Below are 19625 nucleotides of genomic sequence, written 5' to 3'. Positions count from 1 at the left end.
TCTTAGATTTCGGTCCAGTCGAGGACGACCTTGCCGCCCGTGCCGGCGCGGGCGATTTCGAAGCCCTTTTCCCAGTCGGTGGCGGGCAGCTTTTCCGTGACGACGGCGGAAATGTGGTTGTGCAGTACGGGGTTTGAGGACAGCATGGCGCTCATGGCGTACCAGGTTTCGTACATCTCGCGGCCGTAGATGCCCTTAAGGGTCAGCATGTGTGTGACCACTTTGCCCCAGTCAATGTCAATGGACTGGCTGGGCAAGCCAAGCATGGCGATCCGTCCGCCGTGGTTCATGTTGTTGATCATCTCAGGCAGGGCCGTGGGATGCCCGGACATTTCCAGGCCGATGTCGAATCCTTCGCGCATGCCAAGCTCGAGCTGGGCATCCTTGACGCGCATCTTCGACACGTCAACGGCGAGGTCCACACCCATCTTCCGGGCGAGTTCAAGGCGGGGCGCGGAGACGTCGGTGATGGCGATCTTGCGGGCACCGGCATGGCGCGCGACGGCGATTGCCATGAGTCCGATGGGGCCGGCACCTGTGATGAGGACGTCCTCGCCGACGAGGGGGAAGCTCAGTGCGGTGTGGACGGCGTTGCCGAAGGGGTCGAAGATGGCGCCGAGCTCAGGAGTGATGGAAGGATCCTGGTGGACCCAGACGTTGGTCTCCGGGATGACAACGTATTCGGCAAAAGCACCATCGCGTTGCACGCCCACGGACACCGTGTGGATGCACATCTGGCGGCGGCCTGCGCGGCAATTGCGGCAGATACCGCAGACCACGTGGCCTTCACCGGACACACGGTCACCGACCTTGACGTCCCGGACGTCCTCGCCGACGGAGACCACTTCGCCGTAGAACTCGTGTCCCGCAATCAGCGGGGTCTCGATGATGCCCTGCGCCCACGCGTCCCAGGACTGGATGTGCAGGTCCGTTCCGCAGATGCCGGTGGTCATGACGCGGATCTTGACGTCGCTGGGACCTGCCTCCGGTTCGGGCCGTTCGGCGAGTTCGAAACCAGCGTGGGGACCGGACTTGTAGAGAGCCTTCATGGGTCTTCCTAACTCAAGGGATTGGGCCGTTTGTGTGCCGTTTCACTTCATTGAAACCCCACGGACGGTTTAGCACAACTAGGTTTTTCTCAATCAACGAATTAGCATTTGCTAAATGGAAGTACATCAGCTCCAAATGCTCAGGGAACTAGGAGATCTCGGCAGTGTCAAGGCCGTGGCCGAGACGCTCATGGTCACTCCCTCGGCCGTCTCCCAGCAGCTCGCCCTCTTGCAGAAGTCGGTGGACGTGCCCCTGACCCGCAAGGAGGGCCGGGCCCTGGTGCTCACCGATGCGGGCCGGGTCCTGGCCGACGCCGGAGCCGCCGTCGTGAATGCGCTCGCGGACGCCCAGGCCGCCATTGGCGCGTACCACGACTCACCGGGCTCCACTGTGACCGTGAGCGCCTTCCACAGCGCGGGCCAGGCTTTGTTCGCTCCGCTCGCGGCCTTGCTGACCACCGCGCGCAACGCGGGTCCGGAAAACAGCGTTCCCCGCGTGAAGCTCGCCGACGAAGACGTTGCCCAGGAAGACTTTCCGGGCCTGGCCGCCCGATATGACCTTGTGCTGGCGCACCGGATGGAGCACAGCCCCGGGTGGCCCACCGACAAAGTCGCCGTGATCCCGCTCGCCGACGAGCCGCTCGACGTCGCGTTGCCTGCCGGACACCCGCTCGCGGCGCGACGCGAACTCAGGCCGGCCGACGTCGTCGGGCAGCCCTGGGTGACCAGCCGCGCCGGCTACTCCCCCGCGGACGTGCTGGCCGCCGTCGTCGCTGTCAGCGGGCGCCCGGCGGATGTCCTGCACCGCATCAACGACTACTCCACGGTGGCCTCGCTCGTGGCGGACGGCGGCGCGATAGGTTTGCTCCCGCGGTTCACCGCCCAGCGGGTACTGGACGCCGGCGTGGTGCTGCGACCGCTGGCGGGGGTGAATTCCGTGCGCAAGATCGACATCCTGGCGAGGCCGGAAACCCTGAAACGGAAATCGGTCATGACGGTCTGCGAAGCGCTGCAGACTGTCATGACCGAACTTTCCGGGGGCACGTCACCTGGCGCCGCCCAGCCCAACTGACTCGCATTTGTTGTCGTTATGAGGCTCTAAAACGACAATAACTGCGAGTTAGCTGGGGGCACGCGACGCTAGGGTTCCCGCACCCGGGCTGGTTGGCCCGCGTTGAAGTACTCCACGAGCTCTTCGGGCAAGGCCGGAACCAGCTTCGCGCAACCGTCGCCGCGGAGGGACTCGGTGGCGAGCACGCCCGCCGCCACGGCCTCCCGGGCTGCGATCGGCGAAGTCGCCGTGGTTCCGCCATCCCTTGCGAAGCGCAGGAACTCAGCTATGAGCAAGGGGTCCGCGCCGCCATGGCCGCCTTCTCCGTCGCGGATCTCCACCTTCTGGTCGGGCTCGGCGAAACCGGAGGTTGTCCGGGTGGTCCAGACATAGATCTGGTCGCCGGCTCCGTCACCGAAGTTCTCGATCCTGCCCTTGGTGCCGATCACCGTGTAGTTCCGCCAATAGTCCGGGGTGAAATGGCACTGCTGGTACGAGGCGAGTACGCCGTTGCCTAGGACCATGTTCATCATCGAGATGTCCTCGACGTCGATCGTCTCGGCGAGGTCCGTCTGTTCGGTGGGGGGCCAATTGTCCACGGAGAACCAATCACCCATCCGGCGTGCCGTGTTGTCGCGGCGGGAAGCGACGTCGCCGTAAACGGCCAGCTCGCCGATCGCCTGCACCTTGGTGCTGTATCCCCCGGCGAGCCAGTGGATGACGTCGATGTCGTGCGCGCCCTTTTGCAGCAGCAGCCCTGTGGTGTTGGCACGCTGGGCATGCCAATCCTTGAAATAGTAGTCCCCGCCGTTCCCCACGAAGTGCCGGCACCAGACTGCCTTGACGTCGCCGATGGTCCCGGCCTGGATGATGTCGCGCATCTGCACCACCACCGGCATGTGCCGCATGTTGTGGCCCACATAGAGTCGCGTTCCGGTGTCGAAGGCCGTCTGGAGGATAAGATCGGCTGCCTCCAACGTGACATCAAGCGGTTTCTCGCAGAAAGTGGGGATGCCGGCTTTGAGCGTCCGGACGGCGACGGCGGCGTGCTGGTTGTCCGGCGTCAGGACCAGGACCGCGTCCAGGCCGGAGTCCAACAGGACGTCCAGATCGTCGGTGATGACCGCCGTCGGGATCTTCCCGGCCGCGTCCGCCCTGCCGCGCTCGCCCAGATCGCACACGACGGTGACTTCCGAACCGTGGCCGGGCTTGTGCGCGTGGCGCCACAGCGACGACCGCAAGCCGAATCCGACGATGCCTACTTTGAGGTCCATAAGTACTATTCCTAACTAGATAAGTTGATGCGTCGGCGTGTTTGACCCACGCGCTGCGCGATTCCCTGGTTGACCAGCTCGCGGACCCTTCGGTAATGAAGGGGGTCGTAGCTGAAGCTGTCCATGGCGAGGCTCCCGCCCGAGCCGTTCGTATCGATGAACGCGAGTGCCTCCTCGCGACCGGCCAGCGTTGCCAGGAGCGAGAGTGCCCGGTGGTCCCACATGGCCTGGGCGAACACCTTGTAACGGATCGACTCCCACGGCACCCCATCCGGTCCCGGGTAGACCATGAAGGCGTCGCCGCCCGGAAACGCTCCTCCGGCGCAGGTGTCCTTGAACGGGTCCACAGGCGCCAACGAGTGGGCCGTGTTGTAGAAGTTGAATCCCCAATGCAGGAAGCCCGCGCATTCCAGGGCATATAGCTGGTGACCCAAAACCCGGTTCCGCACTGAAGGCATGGAAATGAACCGGTTGGCGACGCCGGCGTCCTGGGCGACGCAGTAGTAGACCCACAGGTCCTTCACCCCGGCCGCCAGGAACGGTGCCACGGCATCACTTGCCACCACGGGTTTGGGAACTGCTCCGCTGTTGTAGAACTCAAAGTCGCTCAGGGCGTCAACCACCGTCAACCCGTCCAGGAGGTCCGCGACGACGTCCTTTGCTTGCTTGTATCCGGCCAGGGCTTGCGCGCCCGCTGGTTCATCGGAAATGTGGAAAATGACCCGGTCAAGAGACCAGTGCTCTGCCAGGAAGGAACGCAGGGCAGGCAGCAGCCCGGCCATCAGCTCCCGGTAAGACGGCGACGTCGACGGCACGTCCCAGCCAAAGCGCCGCTCCATTCCGCGGGCAGTCTCGACATAGATCGCCGGCGTCGCCTTGGCCCCCCATTGCGTGAAGAGGTGGGCAATTTCCAGGTACTGGATGCCATGTTTGGCGCAAAGATCCACCCATCGCAGCAGCTTGCTGAAATCAAAGCGGTAGCCGGAATCCTCGCGGATCCCGATCAGCTGGGTGGGCAGCCGGGTTCCCCCTACGGCTGTGTCGAGCGGAGGAGTCCACGTGGGCGTCAGCAGCGAGTTGGCTCCCATCCTTGCCGCGGACCCGATGAAGGCGTCGATGATCGACCAATGCTCTTCGCTGAAGACGCCGACGCCGTAATGGCTCGCCAAGCCGTCACAGTGGAACCAGTGGGCGTTCACGATCTCCAGTTCCGGGGCTTGAGCCGCGAGGACAGTGACTTCGATAGTGGTGCTGAAGAGCACGCGGCCCCCCACGTCCCGTACCGAGATCCCGAATTCGTGATCGCCCGCATTCTCCGCGGATGGCACCACGAAGTCGATCCATGCGGCGCTCCACTGCCCGTAGAGGGGCTTGATCAGACCATCCGGGGTGGGTCGCAAAAGGTCGGGATACAAACCGGGAGTGTCCCGGTCATAGCCACCGTCATGCTGCGGGAATGCCGCCAATGAACACGGCACCAGTTCAACCTGCGAAATGGTGGCAATTCCTGCCGCCGGACCATCGACTGCAACCTCCAACGCCCCTGACAGCCGAAAATCGTGTTTCATGGGCGGCCGGAGAGCCACCTGGATCGACGCAGTCTCGCCGGGGAAAACGGACATCGGGATGGTCCTGTCGAACGGCCGTGGTGGATCGTCCGGGTAGACCTTTTCCAAGGAGTCGACCAGCACGAACGACCAGCCGTCCAGCTGGACCGGGTTCTGTTCCGTCAAGGGCTGCGATCCTTTCCTACGTGAGTCTCTACGTGGGTGCCCACTTGGTTTTTACTTGAGTCCGGAGCGGCCGATGCCTGCCATCACACGCTTCTGCATGAGCAGGAACATGATCAGGATTGGCGCCATGGCCATGAGCGATGCCGCCATGAGGATCGGGTAATTGTTGGCGTGCTCACCCTGGAGATTCGAAAGCCCGACGCTCAATGGTGCGGCGTTCGCCGTCGACGTCACCACCAAAGGCCACAAGAGGTCATTCCAGGACCACAGCACGGTAATGATGACCAGGGCCCACAAGCCGTTTGCCGCGAGGGGCAGCATGACCCGGAAGAAGATCTGGAACGGATTGGCACCGTCGAGCCGTGCCGCGTCTTCGAGTTCGTCCGGAAGCCCCATGAAGAACTGGCGCATCAGGAAAAGGCCGAAGGCGCTGAAGATGCCCGGAGCCACGATGCCGGCGATGCTGTTCAGCCACCCCAGGTTCTGGATGATCTGGTACTGCGGGATCAGGAACAACTGGGACGGCACCATGATGATCGACAAGACTATGGCCAGGATGAGCCCCTTGAACCGGAATTGCATCCGAGCGAAGGCGTAACCCGCCAAAGAGCAGAGGAGCACCTGGCCGAACACCCTCATGACAGTGATTGCTACCGTCACCCAGAGCTGTGAACCGAAATTCATGGAGGTGAAGACGTCCGCGAAGTTATGCCATTGGACGACGCTGGGCCACAGGGTGGGCGGCGTGCTCTGGACTTCGGCGTTCGTCGAAAGCGACATGACGATCTGGTACAGGAGGGGCGAGATCATGGCCAACCCGCCAATGCTCAGTACACAATGTGCCAGGACGTTCGAGCCCTGTTTGCCGCCTTTGGCACCTTTGCGATCGGCGCCCTTGGCGCCCTTGGTGCCGCGGATCTTGCGGTCGCGGCCCGCGGGTTCAGAGGGTTCGCCTCCAGCGTGAGATGGCCTTGCCGAAGCGATCTGTCGGGATTCGACACCGCCTTTTGTGGAGAGCATCGATTCAGACATAGTTGACCCACCTCTTCTGGATACGGAATTGGAAAGCGGTCAGAAGAGCGATGATGACGAGGATCAGGATGCCGATGGCTGCCGCATAGCCCTTGTCGTTCTGCAGGAAGGCCTGGTTGTAGAAGATGTACACGAGGCTTTGCGTCTGAGGCATGGCCAGGTTCGCTTTCCCCATCATCACGTACAGCAAATCGAACAGCTGGAAGCCGCTGATCACGGTGACGATCGTGACAAAGAAGATGCTGGGCGTCAGCAGCGGGACGGTAATGCTGAAGAACTGGCGGACCCGGCTGGCCCCGTCCATTTCCGCGGCTTCGAAGAGCTCCCGAGGGATCTCGCGCAGTCCCGCGCTGATGATGATGAGGTTGAATCCCAGCGACATCCAAAGCCCCACGGTAGCCACGGCAAGGAGTGCAAACCCCGGCGTCGATGTCCAGTAAGGCCCCTGGATCCCGAACAAGCCCAGGAACCAGTTGATGGGACCGAAGTCACCGTTGTAGATCAACCTCCACACGATCCCGACGGCGGCCGGCATGGTGATGTAGGGAATGAAGTACAGCGTCCGGTACAGGGCCGCAAAGCGCAGGCCGGGACGCTCGATCAGGGACGCAAGGATGACCGCAATAGGAATCCCCAGCAGGACGACGACTGTATAGATCAGCGTATTGAGGATTGATTGCGGAATAGTGGAATCCGCGAACATCCGCACGTAATTGTCCAGGCCGATGAACTTGGTTCCGCCGAAGACACCCCACTTGGTGAAGCTGTAGTAGAACGTCTGGACGATCGGCCAAAGATAGAACACTCCGATGCCCGCAACAGTAGGCACCACGAACAACCATGGCCACCAGCCATCCGACTTCGATTTTCCTTTGCGGCGATCCCCGGCGGGTTGGACGGCCCGGCCGTTTTTGGGCGCCGGCGTCAGGGTCTGGGATTTCATGATTCTTTGGCCAGCGCGGCATTCATCTGGCTGGCAAGGTCCTTGGCGACGTCCGCAACCGGCTTGGTCCCGGCGAACGCCTGGGGCAGCAAGGTGTTCTCGAGTTCGTTCCAGGCGGCCGTGTTGGCCGACGCCGGGTAGGGCGAGGCATCCTTGGCCAGGTCAAGGAAGACGTTGAGGTCGACAGAGGGAACGGACTTGACCCAGGCATCCTGCGTGCCGTTGAAGGCCGGGATGACGGTTCCGGTTTCCGCCTGGATCTTGGCAGCATCCTGGGTTCCCAGGAAGGCCACGAACGCCTGCGCCGCGGCCGGGTTCTTCGCATTGGCGGGAATCACGTTGGCAAGTCCGTGGATCACGCTCTGGTTGCTCTTCGGCCCCTTCGGGAGGCTGACAATGCCAAGATCTTCCCCAAGGGCCTTTTGGGCCGGCCCGACGGTCCAGGAGCCGTCCATGGTCATAGCCAATTTCCTGGACGTGAACATGTCGCTCGAAGAGGTGTCCGTCAATTGCTGCATCGAGGGAGATACGCCGGATTCGATCAGGTCGCGCCAGAATTGAAGGCCGGCGATTGAGCCGGCGGAGTCGTATCCGGACTTCTTGCCGTCAGTCGAGATGATGGTCCCACCGGCTTCGATCATCGTGTTGTAGTAGCTGGTCTGGCCGCCCGTGAGGTCGCCGGCATACCCGTAGATACCTTTGCCCTGGTAGAACTTGGAGAGCTTGGCGCCGGCGGATTTCACATCGTCCCAGGTCCAGTTGGACGTCGGCTCCGGCACCCCGGCTTCCTTGAAGAGGGCCTTGTTGTAGAAGAGCGCGCTGGTATCGAAGTCCTTGGGCACCCCGTAGAACGCCCCGTCGACGGTGTACAGATCCACCAGCGCTTTGGGGTAATTGGCCGTGTCCACTGCCTTGCCGGACACCAGTCCGTCCAAGGGCAACAGCTGGTTGTTTTGCGCGTAAAGCTTGATGTGCGGACCATTCATCCAGAAAACATCTGGCAGGGTGTTGCTGCTTGCCTGGGTTTGGATCTTCGTCCAGTAGGCCGAACCCTTCGACGGCGTGACGTCGATGGTGACCTTGATGTTCGGGTATTGCTTGTTGAATTCAGTCACGATCTTCTGCATCGCGGGCTTCTGTGCCGCGTCCCAGATGGCGTAACTCAGCTCGGCGCTCAGGTCCTTCGCGGGAGCAGCGTAGGCGGCCTTGGCTGCGCTACCCCCCGCGGCACTGTTCCCGCCGCAAGCGGCAAGCGAGACGACGGCGGCACCGGCAGCCGCAAAGGAAAGGAATGACCTGCGGGTCACGTTGTGGTTCATAAGAATTCTCCGATGTCTTGGTCAGAAGACCGACGGTCCTTCGGGGGCGGGCCCGCATTCGGCGAACAGCCAACCCAACTGGTGTTGTGCAGTTGATCACATCATGTTAATCGTTTAAAGGCAAGATCTCGGATGATCTTTCCTTAACTTTTACTGGCAGAAAACGTCACTAAAGTGCATGGAGTGCGGGTTGTGCGATCATCCGGCACGTGCCTCGACACGCTGCGTGGATAGTCCGGGCTTAGCCCGAGGGCCCCGGTTCATACCGTAGGCCCTGGCTTTCACACCGAGGGCGCTGAGTCCCTCACGATGAGCTTCCAGGGGAATTCCAGAATGCCGGCAGGCCCATCGGGATTCTCTGCCCGGTCGAGCAGGAATGCGGCCAGGCCATGGAAAAAGCCCTCGGGACCAACGGTGGTCAACGACGGCGTCATGCGCTCGCCTTCTGTGGTGTTGCCGATACCGAGCACTTCAACGTCTCCGGGAATGCGAAGTTGCAGCCGCTGGGCCGCATGGATGGCGGCTATCGCCGCGAAGTCCGTGGTCGCATAGATCGCGGTCGGCCGATCCGCCCGCTGCAGGAGCCGCAACGCTGCGTCGAACGCGCTGAGCCCGTCGCGGTCATACGTCTCGACGTAGTCGTCCCGGTAGTCCAAACCAGCCCTGGCCAGGCCGCGGGTGTAGGCACCAAAGCGGAGGTCGAGGGTGCTTGTCGAATGTGTCGAGGAGATCAGGCAACCCACCCGGTGGTGCCGCCCCGTGAGGTGATCCACCGCCTGGTCGCAAGACGAACCGGCCACGGGCCGTACGACGTCGAACCCTTCAGGTTCCATGGTGTCGCTGAAGACCACCAAGCGCTGCAGCCTCGCCGCCTGTGCCAGCAGTTCGGCATCCCCGGGTTCCTCGGCGCCGTCGATGAATGTCACGTCCGCGTTTTGGCGTTTGAGTGCCACCCGCCAGTCGGTATCGGCCAGAATCATGGGCGTAATGCCCCGCTGGGCGGCGGCCGTACCAACAGCGCGGCTGACATCCAATGCCCACGGATCAGAGATCATTGTCAGCGACAACATGAGCAGGTTCGTTCGGCCGGTGCGGATGGCCCTTGCCGACTGGTTGGGGCGGTACCCGAGGGCCAGGGCCGCCTCTTGAACCCGCAGCACGGTAGCGGGCGCCACCCCGGACCCGCTCCTGCTGCCGTCTTTGCCGCTCCTGCCTGACAGCACGTAGGACACAGTCGCCGTCGAAACCCCGGCTGCCGCCGCCACGGACTTGATCGTGGGGCGCATTCGTCTCCTTTTGGGCTAAGACACCGGACCATTGGTCGCGGTTCGGCGGTAGTAGCATCATAGCCAGACGAGCGGGCGCAGAGTCAGGAAGAGACGCTCCCGTAGCCAAGCCGTCGTCCGCCATCAGTGGGCCCGGCGGGCAAGGTACCCCCGATAATTCGCGTGGCCGTGACCGTGGCGCCGCTCTTGGTACCGGAGACTGCGACGGTGTCGCCCGCCTTCAGGTCGGTGGCCTTGATGGTTTGAAGAGATGGACGGCGGCCCTGGGTGCCTGTTCCGGCAGCAGGGAACCTGACGATGGTGGTAGACGATGTGATCGCGTAGCTCTGCGTGAAGCCGTCGTCGCTCTTCACGGAAATGCTCGAATCGCTGACCGACTGCACGGAGCCACGCTGCGTCACCAGGGTCGTGTAGCTGCCGTCGTTGTTCTTGACCGTAAACTCACCGTGGATCCCCGGGCCTGCGAAGCCGCGTGGAAGCACCGGGAACGGCCGGGCCTTGCCGGGCGACGGGGTGGCGGGCGAAGTAGCCCCGGGCGACGGGGAGGCAGGCGATGCCGTGCTCGTCGGCGTCGCGCTCACTACGTAGGCGGGGATGATCTGGCCGGCAGCCCAGACTGCGGCCACACCACCGCCGGTCAACACGACGGCGATACCGCCCGCGATGAGGGCCTTGCGAAGCCCCGGAGTCATGGTGGACATGGCCGAATCCTTCCTCCGCTCCTCCCCGGGCCGGTAAGGGGCGGGCAGCAAAGAACTGATGACTCCATAATGAGCCTTGAAGCTGTGTGAGGGCTGTGGATCCAGACACAACTAGGTCGCAGTTGTTGTCGTTTTGAAGGCTCATAACGACTGTGAGGATTGGAGTGGCTGGTCTGGGACTGGCTGGCAGAGTAGGTGCTGGCCGTTCCGCCCTGCGGTCGTGACTCACATAACGGCTGGCCCCGTCGGGGTGCCATTTTAGTGACTTGTCCGTCCGCGGGGTGGGCGGCCGGTACCTGCCCGGCCCACCTCGGTGACTTGATCAGAAGGTTGCCCGCCCTGTTTGACGGGGCGTGGCTCGTCACAGTGCTGTTCCGAAGTGACCTCTACCCGGACTGGTACCGGCCGTTTGCGGCCCTGACCATATCCGCGAAATAGAGGAAAGTGCCGGAACCGCTATGACTATCGTTGCGCATTCCCACCCGTTTGTCGTCGGCGTCGACACCCACGCCAAAAACCATGTCTACGCCATCATCACCGCTACCGGGGAACTGCTCCAGACCCGGGATTTCCCGACCACCAGCGCCGGCATCAACCGGGCCATCGCCTGGGTCGCGCGCCGCACCGGCGCCGATCTGGGGACCCTGTGGGTGATCGAGGGCGCCGCGTCCTATGGCGCCCTGCTCGCCGGTGCCGTCGGCGCCGCCGGCTACCAGGTCGCCGAAGCCGCCCGGATGGACGCCCGCACCCACCGCGGAGTCGGCAAGTCCGATGTGTTGGACGCGCACCGGATCGCCGCGGCCGTCCTGCCCCTCCGGGAGCAGCAGCTGCGCCGCCCGCGGCTGAACGAAGGGATCCGTGCAGCCTTGCGGGTCCTGGTCACCGCGCGGGAGTCCATGACCACCGAGCGCACACGGTCCGTGAACGCACTGACCGCGCTCCTGAGGGTGAACGATCTGGGCCTGGACGCCCGCAAACCCCTGACCGGAACCCAGATCGCCGAGGTCTCCCGTTGGCGGGCCCGCGAAGAACCGCTGGCATTGTCCGTTGCCCGCTCCGAAGCGGTCCGGCTGGCCAGACACATCAGCGAACTCGACGCGGACATCAAAACCAACGGCTCCCGGATCACCGAACTGGTCGAAATCAGCGAAGCCGCGCCCCTGCTGCAGGAAACCGGATTCGGTCCCGTCACCGCCGCAATCTGCCTGACCGCGTGGTCCCATCAGGGCCGGGTCCGTTCCGAGGCCGCCTTCGCTTCCCTGGCCGGGGTCAGCCCGATCCCGGCCTCCTCCGGGAACACCGTCCGGCACCGGCTCAACCGCGGCGGCGACAGAACCCTGAACAAAGCCCTGCACATGATCGCCCTCAGCAGGATGACCTTCGACACCGAGACCATCGGATACGTCCAGAAACGACAAGCCGAAGGACGGACCAAAAGGGAGATCCGCCGGTGCGTGAAACGCTATCTCGCCCGACGGATCTACCGAACACTCAACAACACAAACCCAACACCCAGCCACGCTTGACGAACCATAGAAGGGTCATTAACTGCGACCTAGTTGGGTGAGGCGCGTGGGGGGCGCGTGGGATCAGCCTTCGACGCCGAGCCTCTCCAGGATCAGTTCCTTGACGCGGCCGGCGTCGGCCTGCCCACGGGTGGCCTTCATGACTCCGCCGACGATCGCACCGATGGCCTGCAGCTTGCCGCTGCGGATCTTCTCCGCGACGTCGGGCTGGGCCGCCAATGCGGCGTCGATCGCTTCCAGCAGGGGGCCGTCGTCGGACACGACGGCGAGGCCGCGCTTCTCGACGATCTCGGCCGGAGTGCCCTCGCCGGCGAGGACGCCGTCGAGCACCTGGGAAGCCATCTTGTTGTTGATCTTGCCGCCCTCGACGAGCTTGTTGAGCTCCACGATGGTTTTCGGCGTGACGCCGAGTTCGGAGGGGTCGACGTCGGCCGTCTTGGCACGTCCGACGATCTCGCCCATCCACCACTTGCGGGACACGGAGGCGCTGGCACCGGCGGCGATGGTTTCCTCGATGGAGTCCATGACGCCGGCATTCACGACGTCGCGGAACTCGAGGTCCGAATAGCCCCAGTCGGCCTGGAGCCGCTTGCGGCGGGCTGCGGGCGGCTCGGGCAGCGTGGCGCGCAGCTCTTCGACCCACTCGCGGGACGCCAGGACCGGAACGAGGTCCGGCTCCGGGAAGTAGCGGTAGTCGTCGGCGTCGGACTTTGCGCGGCCCGACGTCGTGGTGCGCGTGTCCTCGTGCCAGTGGCGCGTTTCCTGGATGACCGGCTCACCGGAGTCCAAAACGGCGGCGTGGCGCTGGATTTCGTATCGGACGGCGTGCTCGACGGCGCGCAGCGAGTTCACGTTCTTCGTCTCGGAACGGATGCCGAAACGTTCGCGGCCGTGCGGGCGCAGGGAGACGTTGGCATCGCAGCGGACGTTGCCGCGTTCCATCTTGGCGTCGGAAACGCCGAGGTTCTTGACGATTTCGCGCACTGCGGCAACGTAGGCCTTGGCGAGCTCGGGTGCCCGGCTGCCTGCGCCCTCGATCGGCTTGGTGACGATTTCCACGAGCGGGACACCGGAACGGTTGTAGTCCACCAACGAGTAGTCGGCACCCTGGATGCGGCCTGTGGCGCCACCCATGTGGGTCAGCTTGCCGGCGTCCTCTTCCATGTGTGCGCGTTCGATCTCGACACGGAACACGGTGCCGTCCGAGAGTTCGATGTCCAGGTATCCGTCGTACGCGATGGGCTCGTCGTACTGGGACGTCTGGAAGTTCTTCGGGGTGTCCGGGTAGAAGTAGTTCTTCCGGGCGAAGCGGCAGTACTCGGCGATCTTGCAGTTCAGGGCAAGGCCGATCTTGATGGAGGACTCCACCGCCGTTTTGTTCACCACTGGCAGGACGCCGGGCATGCCGAGGTCCACCTCGTTGACGTTGGTGTTCGGCTCGTCGCCGAAGACGTTCGGGGCTGAGGAGAACATCTTGGTCTTGGTGTTGAGCTCCACGTGGACCTCGAAGCCAAGGACGGGATCGTACTTCTCCATGGCCTCTTCGAAGCTGAGGATGGCGTCGGTAGACATCAGTTGGAACCTCCGGCGATGGTGGAGCTGGAACCAAGAACAGGGGCGCGGTCCAGTAAGGGGCCGCCCCATTTCTCTTCGAGCAAGGATTCAAGGACAGCGCCCACGCGGTACAGGCGGGCGTCCTCGCGGGCAGGCGCCAGCAGCTGGATGCCTACGGGGAGGCCGTCTTCGTCCGCCAGTCCGCCAGGCAGGGACAATCCGGGGATACCGGCCATGTTCGCCGGGATCGTGGCGACGTCGTTGAGGTACATGGCCAGCGGATCGTCCAGCTTCTCCCCCAGCTTGAAGGCTGTAGTGGGAGCCGTCGGCGAAATCAGGACGTCGGCCTGCGCGAACGCGGCCTCGAAGTCACGCTGGATGAGCGTGCGGACCTTCTGCGCCGAGCCGTAGTACGCGTCGTAGTAGCCGGCGCTCAGGGCGTAGGTGCCCAGGATGATGCGTCGCTTGACCTCATCGCCGAAACCGGCGGCGCGGGTAGCGGCCATGACGCGTTCGATCGTCATGGGGCCGTCCTTGGGCAGGACACGCAAGCCGTAGCGGACGCCGTCGAACTTGGCCAGGTTGCTGGAAACCTCGGACGGCATGATCAGGTAGTAGGCGCCCAGCGCGTACTTGAAGTTGGGGCAGGAAACCTCGACGATCTCCGCGCCGGCCTCCTTGAGCAGCTCAAGGGACTCGTTGAAACGGTTCTCGACGCCGGCCTGGTAGCCCTCGCCGTGGAGTTCCTTGATGATGCCGATCTTCATACCCGTGACGTTGCCCGTCTTGGCTGCGGCAACGAGGGTGTCGAAGGGGTCCGTCAGCGAGGTGGAGTCGAAGGGGTCGTGGCCGCCGATGACTTCCTGCAGCAAGGCCGAGTCGAGCACGGTCCGCGAAACCGGGCCGATCTGGTCCAGCGACGACGCCATAGCGATGGCGCCATAGCGCGACACTGCACCGTAAGTGGGCTTCATGCCGACCGTGCCGGTGACGGCGCCGGGCTGGCGGATGGATCCGCCGGTGTCCGTGCCGAGGGCCAGCGGAGCTTCGAAAGCTGCGACGGCGGCCGCGGAGCCACCGCCCGAGCCGCCCGGAATGCGGTCCAGGTCCCACGGGTTGCGGGTGGGGCCGTAAGCCGAGTGTTCCGTGGAGGACCCCATGGCGAATTCGTCCAGGTTGGTCTTGCCAAGGATGGGCATCTTCGCTGCGCGCAGCTTCTTGATGACGGTGGCGTCATAGGGGCTGTGCCAGCCCTCGAGGATCTTGGAACCGGCCGTGGTGGGCTGGCCGATGGTGACGATGAGGTCCTTGACGGCGATGGGCACGCCGGCGAGCTCGTGCAGCGCCTCGGCTTCGGCACCGCCGGCGGCGCGGATCGCGTCCACCTCGGCGGCCACGGCGAGCGCTTCTTCGGCGTTGACGTGCAGGAATGCGTTGACTAGCCCGTCAACGTCGGCAATGCGGTCCAGGTACGCCTGGGTGACCTCAACGGACGTGACCTCGCGCGCGGCCAGCTTGGCGGCCAACTGTGCCGCGGACAGGCGGATGAGTTCGGAGTTGTTCAATTCAGTCATTCGCTTAGTCCTCATCCAGGATTGCCGGAACCTTGAAGCGGCCCTCGAAGGAATCCGGAGCCCCGGACAACGCCTGCTCGGCCGTAAAGGTGTGGCCCACGACGTCCTCACGGAATACGTTGCTCAACGGAATCGGGTGGGACGTGGCCGGGACATCGTCCCCGGCGGCTTCGCTGACGGACTTCACCGAATCCACGATGACGGCAAGCTCGCCGGCCATCCTGTCCAGCTCTTCAGCACTCATTTCAATGTGAGCCAGACGCGCAAGATGCGCGACGTCGTCACGGTTGATCGCAGCCATGGATCTCCCCTGCAAAGTTCAAATGGTTTTCCGGACTAGTCTACGTGGGTTGGACCCCGAACAACGCGGGGTCACTTACGGCCCATCCGGAGGTCCCGAATGGGCCGTAAGTGACCCCGCGTTGCTGGTTGCTTTGTTAACCGATGCCGATGGCTCCCGTCAGCATGCCGACTGCGAGCATGACGACGGAGATGACGGCCGTGCGCCAGAGGACCTTTTTATGGTGGTCTCCCAGTTCAACCTTCGCCAGGGACACCAGCAGCAGGATCGCTGGGACCAGGGGGCTCTGGAGGTGGAAGGGCTGGCCGGTGATGGAGGCGCGCGCCATTTCCGCGCCGCTGATGCCGTAGTGCGCGGCGGTTTCGCTCAGGACCGGCAGGACGCCGAAGTAGAAGGCGTCGTTGCTCATGAAGAACGTCATCGGGATGCTGAGCAGGCCGGTGATGACGGCCATGAACGGGCCCATCTCGGCGGGGATGATGTGGACGAGCCACGCCGACATCTCCTTGACCATGCCGGTGCCGTTGAGGACACCCGTGAGGACGGCTGCAGCCATGACCATGCTGACCACAGCCACGATGGACGGCGCGTGGGCCACCAGCTGCGCGCCCTGTTCCTTGACCTTGGGGAAGTTCACCAACAGGGCAATCGCGGAACCCACCATGAAGACGTACGGCAGCGGCACCAGGTTGGCCACGAGCATCACCATGACAGCGACCGTCAGTCCGAGGTTGAACCAGAAGAGCTTCGGGCGCAGGGTCTTGCGGTTGGGATCGAGAGCGGTGTCGGTCAAGCCGGTGTCGGCGAGGTCAACGAGGGTTTCAGTGCGTTCCAGGACCACGACGCCGGAGCCTCCGCCGGTGCCAGTACCACCGCGGTGCGTGCCGCCGTCGAACGCGTCACCGGCGTCAGCGACGTCGCCCCAGATCTCGGGAGCCGTGGCGCGGAGGCGGTTGCGCTCCTGCAGGCCCAAGAGCCAGGAGAACACGAAGACCACGACAAGGCCTGCGATCAGGGAGGGAACCATCGGGACAAACACGTCGTTGACATCGATCTTGAGGGCGGTGGCGGCGCGGGCCGTGGGGCCACCCCACGGCAGGATGTTCATGGTGCCGTTGGCCAGGCCGGCCACGCAGGTCAGGACCACAGGGCTCATCTTCAAACGCAGGTACACGGGCAGCATCGCTGCGGTGGTGAGGATGAAGGTGGTGGAGCCGTCGCCGTCGAGCGATACTGCGGCCGCGAGGATGGCGGTGCCCAGGACCACTTTGGCGGGGTCGTTGCCCAGCTTGCGGAGGATGAACTTCACCAGGGGGTCGAACAGGCCGACGTCGATCATGAGTCCGAAGTACACGATCGCGAACATCAGGAGGGCGGCCGTGGACGTCATGGACTTCATCGAGTCCATCACCATACTTCCGATGCCAAGACCGGCACCGGCAAACAGGCCGAAGATGGTGGGAACGATGATCAGCGCCAGAACGGGCGTCAACTTCTTTGTCATGATCAGGACCATGAACACCGCAATCATTGCGAATCCAAGCAATACCAGCACAGCCGGCTCCTTACTACAGTGAACGGCATCACGTCGATGTGATGCGCGATACAGAACGTATAGTGGCGACGCTCACGGCAAGGCCTTTGTGGGATTTGATGGACATACTGCTGATTGAGAGCATTTTGCTCATTGTGCTCAATGCTTCAATGGAGAGGTAGACGTAGAAATACAGCGCCGCTGCTGCCCCGCTCCAGCCGGCCAATCCCCGCCGGAAGGAGGCAGCATGCCCAGGCTTGCCCTGCGGTTCTCGACGCAGACCCTGCTCCTGCAACTCGGCGTCGTCCTTTTGGTGGTGCTGCTAAGCGGCTCCGTCCATGCGTGGCTCGTCTATGGTCGGATCGGCACGGAGGCGGAGAACCAGGCGCTGACTTTGGCACGCACCGTGGCCTCGGACCCCGCGCTCCGCTCCCAGGTCGAAGCCATCAGCAAAGAGCCCGGAACCCCACCCGCCACCGTTCTCGCGGCCGGACCCATCCAAGCTGCTGCCGAGGCCGCCAGGAGCCGCACCGGTGCTTTGTTCGTGGTGGTCACGGACGAGACCGGCCTGCGGCTGGCCCACCCGGACCGGGTCCGTCTCGGCGAACGGGTCAGCACGGACCCCTCGGATGCCCTCTCCGGGAAGGAAGTCACCACTCGGAACACCGGAACCTTGGGACCATCGGCGGGCGCCAAGGTCCCGGTCTTCGCTCCAGGTTCCGCAGCGACAGGTTCCGCAGCGACAGGTTCCGCAGCGACGGTGGTGGGCGAAGTCAGCGTCGGCTATTCCATGGAGTCGCTCGGCCAAAGCCTTGCCGAGGACATCGTCCCGATTGCCCTGACCGCTGCGGGCTCCCTGGTGGCCGGCGTCCTCGCATCGTTCCTCCTCCGTCGTCGTTTGCAGCGCCTAACCCTTGGCCTCGAACCCGAGGAGATCAGCACTCTGGTGCATGACCAGGTGGCCGTGCTTCAGGGCGTGGACGACGGCGTGATCGGCATTTCCGCTGATGGCCGCATCACCGTCTTCAATGCCGCGGCGAGGCGGCTGCTCGGCATGCCGGAAGGCTCAGGAACTCCTGGCTCCCCCGCCACGGCCGGCTCGGCCCGGTCCGGCACGGACTTGGCGGGCACTGACATGGCGGGCACTGACTGGGAAAGGGCCGCCGTCCCGGCGCAGCTCAAGGCCCTCACTCAACCCTCTGCGCACGACGCCGAAGCAGTGGAAATCGTGGCGGGCGGCCGGGTCTTGGTTGCCAACGCCCGCAAGGCGCTGCACCGCAAGGAGGATCTCGGCTGGGTGGTCATGCTCAGGGACCGCACCGAGCTGCAGCAGCTGACGCGCCAGCTCGACGCCGTAGGCACCATGTCCGCCGCGCTGCGGGCCCAGCGCCACGAATTCGCGAACCAGCTCCATACGATCGCCGGCTTCATGAGCATCGGCCAACACGGCCAGGCCAAGGACTATCTCGCCAGGATCTCCGCCACCGGGCCGCTGAAGTTTCCTGTCCAGCAAGCCGAGCTCCTCCAGGATCCGTATTTGCAGGCGTTCGTCGGCGCGAAAAGCGTGGAAGCGGACGAGCGGGGGGTGGCGCTGCGGATCGGCCCCGAGACCTTGGTGCGGGAGCACGTCACCGAGCCGCAGGACGTCACCACGGTGCTCGGCAACCTGATCGACAACGCAGTCAACGCCGCCGTCGCCGGCTCTTCGACCCAACGCTGGGTGGAGCTTGAGCTGCTCGACGAACCAGGGCCCGACGGCGGCACGCTGCACATCGTCGTCGCGGACTCCGGCGACGGCCTCGGCGGTGTCGAGCCCGAAAGGGTTTTCGTGGAAGGATTCACGACGGCGGAGCCCGCCGAGGGCGGTATTGCCAGGGCCGGCGGGCAGGGACTCGGCCTCGCACTGGTCCTGCAACTCGCCCGCCGTCGGGGTGGCGATGTGCGCGTCCTGGACCCGGGTTCGACAGGCGGCCCAGGCGCCGTCTTTATGGCCACGATGCCGGGCGTGACGGGCACGCCGGACAATGCCGTCCGGGCCGTACCACCCGCAGCTGAACGCAAGGAAGGACACCAGTGAGCGAAGACTTCAGGGTGTTGATCGTGGATGACGATTTCCACGTCGCCAAGCTCCATGCCGCCTATGTGGACTCTGTGGCCGGTTTCCTTGCCCTGGCCCCGGTGGGATCCACGGCGCAGGCGCTCCAGTCTGTGCATAGCCTTCGGCCGGACCTTGTGTTGCTGGACGTTTATCTCCCGGACGGCTCAGGCTTGGATCTGCTGGGCCAACTCGATGTGGATGCCATGATGCTGACTGCGGCATCCGATGCGGTGTCTATCAGGACCGCCCTGCGCCGCGGGGCCTTGGCGTATCTCCTGAAACCGTTCACCGCTGAATCTCTGTCGCAGCAACTGCGTTCGTACGCCAGATACCGGAGAATCCTCGGCCGCCAACATGCCGTGGACCAGGACACGATCGAGCGGGCCAAGCGGGCGCTCGTGGCAGGTGACGTGGCGCCGTCGGGAAAGCCTCGTTCGGCGACCGAGGCGTCCGTGCTGGAATCCTTGGCACCGGGGGAACAATACTCGGCCACGGAAGTGGCCGAACGGGTGGGCGTCTCGCGCGCCACGGCGCAACGGTACCTGTCCTCGCTGGCCGATGATGGCGCCGTCGAGATCCAACTGCGTTACGGCACCACGGGCCGCCCGGAACACCGCTACGGCGTCCCCGCGCGGCTCTCCCCCAAGTAG

The 19625-nt window shown here is 64.1% G+C and carries 16 protein-coding genes; 4 read left to right on the top strand and 12 right to left on the bottom strand.

The window, feature by feature from the left end; all coding sequences use genetic code 11:
* Positions 1–2: 2 nt before the first annotated feature.
* On the bottom strand, positions 3–1049 hold the full coding sequence (gene tdh / locus ACSKT0_RS06370; protein ID WP_437773006.1) for an L-threonine 3-dehydrogenase: 1047 nt from the start codon (positions 1047–1049) through the stop codon (positions 3–5).
* 115 nt (positions 1050–1164) lie between these two features.
* On the opposite strand from tdh, the gene ACSKT0_RS06365 reads away from it, so the two are divergent.
* Entirely contained in the window at positions 1165–2121 is a 957-nt protein-coding gene (locus tag ACSKT0_RS06365; RefSeq protein ID WP_437773005.1) for a LysR family transcriptional regulator, read from the top strand.
* Positions 2122–2189: 68 nt separating this feature from the next.
* On the opposite strand, the gene ACSKT0_RS06360 is transcribed toward ACSKT0_RS06365, so the two are convergent.
* From ACSKT0_RS06360 to ACSKT0_RS06330, 7 genes are all read right to left on the bottom strand, one after another.
* Positions 2190–3374 (bottom strand): Gfo/Idh/MocA family protein, encoded by a 1185-nt coding sequence (locus ACSKT0_RS06360; RefSeq protein ID WP_437773004.1) that lies wholly within the window; start codon positions 3372–3374, stop codon positions 2190–2192.
* An 11-nt stretch (positions 3375–3385) separates the two neighbouring features.
* Positions 3386–5107 (bottom strand): DUF4091 domain-containing protein, encoded by a 1722-nt coding sequence (locus ACSKT0_RS06355; RefSeq protein ID WP_437773003.1) that lies wholly within the window; start codon positions 5105–5107, stop codon positions 3386–3388.
* Positions 5108–5158: 51 nt separating this feature from the next.
* Entirely contained in the window at positions 5159–6139 is a 981-nt protein-coding gene (locus ACSKT0_RS06350; protein ID WP_437773002.1) for a carbohydrate ABC transporter permease, read from the bottom strand.
* The gene (locus tag ACSKT0_RS06345; protein ID WP_437773001.1) at positions 6132–7082 is read right to left on the bottom strand and encodes a carbohydrate ABC transporter permease; all 951 of its coding nucleotides are present in this window, start codon (positions 7080–7082) and stop codon (positions 6132–6134) included. Before ACSKT0_RS06345 ends, ACSKT0_RS06350 begins: the two co-directional genes overlap by 8 nt.
* Positions 7079–8401, bottom strand: coding sequence for an extracellular solute-binding protein (locus tag ACSKT0_RS06340; protein WP_437773000.1), 1323 nt, complete (start codon positions 8399–8401; stop codon positions 7079–7081). The genes ACSKT0_RS06345 and ACSKT0_RS06340 overlap by 4 nt, the downstream gene beginning before the upstream one ends.
* A 281-nt stretch (positions 8402–8682) precedes the next feature.
* A complete protein-coding gene (locus ACSKT0_RS06335) occupies positions 8683–9687 on the bottom strand; it encodes a LacI family DNA-binding transcriptional regulator (RefSeq protein WP_437772999.1) in 1005 nt (334 codons plus the stop codon).
* Positions 9688–9770: 83 nt separating this feature from the next.
* Complete coding sequence (locus ACSKT0_RS06330) at positions 9771–10388, bottom strand: DUF5666 domain-containing protein (RefSeq protein ID WP_437772998.1); 618 nt, start codon at positions 10386–10388, stop codon at positions 9771–9773.
* 458 nt (positions 10389–10846) lie between these two features.
* On the opposite strand from ACSKT0_RS06330, the gene ACSKT0_RS06325 reads away from it, so the two are divergent.
* A complete protein-coding gene (locus tag ACSKT0_RS06325) occupies positions 10847–11914 on the top strand; it encodes an IS110 family transposase (RefSeq protein ID WP_437770106.1) in 1068 nt (355 codons plus the stop codon).
* Between the two features lie 63 nt (positions 11915–11977).
* Here the strand turns inward: ACSKT0_RS06325 and gatB are convergent, their stop codons facing one another.
* From gatB to ACSKT0_RS06305, 4 genes are all read right to left on the bottom strand, one after another.
* The gene (gene gatB / locus ACSKT0_RS06320) at positions 11978–13486 is read right to left on the bottom strand and encodes an Asp-tRNA(Asn)/Glu-tRNA(Gln) amidotransferase subunit GatB (protein WP_437772997.1); all 1509 of its coding nucleotides are present in this window, start codon (positions 13484–13486) and stop codon (positions 11978–11980) included.
* Positions 13486–15042: an Asp-tRNA(Asn)/Glu-tRNA(Gln) amidotransferase subunit GatA gene (gene gatA / locus ACSKT0_RS06315; protein ID WP_437772996.1), complete on the bottom strand. Its 1557-nt coding sequence runs from the start codon at positions 15040–15042 to the stop codon at positions 13486–13488. Before gatA ends, gatB begins: the two co-directional genes overlap by 1 nt.
* A 4-nt stretch (positions 15043–15046) precedes the next feature.
* Complete coding sequence (gene gatC / locus ACSKT0_RS06310) at positions 15047–15343, bottom strand: Asp-tRNA(Asn)/Glu-tRNA(Gln) amidotransferase subunit GatC (RefSeq protein WP_078105822.1); 297 nt, start codon at positions 15341–15343, stop codon at positions 15047–15049.
* 136 nt (positions 15344–15479) lie between these two features.
* On the bottom strand, positions 15480–16898 hold the full coding sequence (locus tag ACSKT0_RS06305) for a CitMHS family transporter (RefSeq protein ID WP_437772995.1): 1419 nt from the start codon (positions 16896–16898) through the stop codon (positions 15480–15482).
* Positions 16899–17124: 226 nt separating this feature from the next.
* Here ACSKT0_RS06305 and ACSKT0_RS06300 point away from each other — a divergent pair, with 226 nt between their 5' ends.
* Positions 17125–18954: an ATP-binding protein gene (locus ACSKT0_RS06300; protein WP_437772994.1), complete on the top strand. Its 1830-nt coding sequence runs from the start codon at positions 17125–17127 to the stop codon at positions 18952–18954.
* Positions 18951–19625, top strand: a complete 675-nt coding sequence (locus ACSKT0_RS06295; RefSeq protein WP_437772993.1) for a response regulator — start codon at positions 18951–18953, stop codon at positions 19623–19625. Before ACSKT0_RS06300 ends, ACSKT0_RS06295 begins: the two co-directional genes overlap by 4 nt.

Origin of the sequence: Arthrobacter sp. KNU40 (assembly GCF_051515115.1) — a bacterium.
In the GTDB taxonomy this organism is placed as follows: Bacteria; Actinomycetota; Actinomycetes; order Actinomycetales; family Micrococcaceae; genus Arthrobacter.
The sequence above is the reverse complement of the archived record's forward strand: the minus strand, read 5'-3'. Positions and strand labels throughout refer to the sequence as shown.

Bases quoted from the DNA above. Each gene is read 5' to 3' on its own strand.
- tdh (WP_437773006.1), bottom strand. From the start codon at position 1,049: ATGAAGGCTCTCTACAAGTCCGGTCCCCACGCTGGTTTCGAACTCGCC.
- ACSKT0_RS06365 (WP_437773005.1), top strand. From the start codon at position 1,165: ATGGAAGTACATCAGCTCCAAATGCTCAGGGAACTAGGAGATCTCGGC.
- ACSKT0_RS06360 (WP_437773004.1), bottom strand. From the start codon at position 3,374: ATGGACCTCAAAGTAGGCATCGTCGGATTCGGCTTGCGGTCGTCGCTG.
- ACSKT0_RS06350 (WP_437773002.1), bottom strand. From the start codon at position 6,139: ATGTCTGAATCGATGCTCTCCACAAAAGGCGGTGTCGAATCCCGACAG.
- ACSKT0_RS06345 (WP_437773001.1), bottom strand. From the start codon at position 7,082: ATGAAATCCCAGACCCTGACGCCGGCGCCCAAAAACGGCCGGGCCGTC.
- ACSKT0_RS06340 (WP_437773000.1), bottom strand. From the start codon at position 8,401: ATGAACCACAACGTGACCCGCAGGTCATTCCTTTCCTTTGCGGCTGCC.
- ACSKT0_RS06335 (WP_437772999.1), bottom strand. From the start codon at position 9,687: ATGCGCCCCACGATCAAGTCCGTGGCGGCGGCAGCCGGGGTTTCGACG.
- ACSKT0_RS06330 (WP_437772998.1), bottom strand. From the start codon at position 10,388: ATGTCCACCATGACTCCGGGGCTTCGCAAGGCCCTCATCGCGGGCGGT.
- ACSKT0_RS06325 (WP_437770106.1), top strand. From the start codon at position 10,847: ATGACTATCGTTGCGCATTCCCACCCGTTTGTCGTCGGCGTCGACACC.
- gatB (WP_437772997.1), bottom strand. From the start codon at position 13,486: ATGTCTACCGACGCCATCCTCAGCTTCGAAGAGGCCATGGAGAAGTAC.
- gatA (WP_437772996.1), bottom strand. From the start codon at position 15,042: ATGACTGAATTGAACAACTCCGAACTCATCCGCCTGTCCGCGGCACAG.
- gatC (WP_078105822.1), bottom strand. From the start codon at position 15,343: ATGGCTGCGATCAACCGTGACGACGTCGCGCATCTTGCGCGTCTGGCT.
- ACSKT0_RS06300 (WP_437772994.1), top strand. From the start codon at position 17,125: ATGCCCAGGCTTGCCCTGCGGTTCTCGACGCAGACCCTGCTCCTGCAA.